Here is a 445-nt window from a genome sequence, read left to right as displayed (position 1 = left end):
ATGTAGACGAAGTTGTCCTTCACCACCAGATCCTGCCCCTCGACCAGTTCCACGCCCATCTGCTGCGCGAGGAAGGCGTGCTCGAAGTAGGCGCTGTTGTACATGCCGGGGGTGAGCACCACCACGGTGGGTTCGGCCGCGCCGGCCGGCGCGCTGGCGCGCAGCGTGTCCAGCAGCAGGTCGGGGTAGTGCGCCACGGGCGCCACGCGGTGGCTGCGGAACAGCTCGGGGAAGAGCCGCATCATCATCTTGCGGTTCTCCAGCATGTACGACACGCCGGAGGGCACGCGCAGGTTGTCCTCCAGCACGTAGTAGATGCCGTTGCCCTGCCCGTCCGGCGCACGCACGATGTCGATGCCGGCGATGTGCGCATAGACGCCCTGCGGCACGTCCACGCCCTCCATCTCGGGGCGGAACTGCGCGTTGCCCACGATCAGGTCGGTCG

The 445-nt window shown here is 67.6% G+C and carries 1 protein-coding gene; it reads right to left on the bottom strand.

Annotated elements, in window-relative coordinates; all coding sequences use genetic code 11:
• The coding region (locus FJV41_RS57400; protein WP_141649622.1) for a circularly permuted type 2 ATP-grasp protein at positions 1–445 on the bottom strand (445 nt) is incomplete at both ends.

Source organism: Myxococcus llanfairpwllgwyngyllgogerychwyrndrobwllllantysiliogogogochensis, from assembly GCF_006636215.1.
GTDB classification, from domain to species: Bacteria; Myxococcota; Myxococcia; order Myxococcales; family Myxococcaceae; genus Myxococcus; species Myxococcus llanfairpwllgwyngyllgogerychwyrndrobwllllantysiliogogogochensis.
The sequence above is the reverse complement of the archived record's forward strand: the minus strand, read 5'-3'. Positions and strand labels throughout refer to the sequence as shown.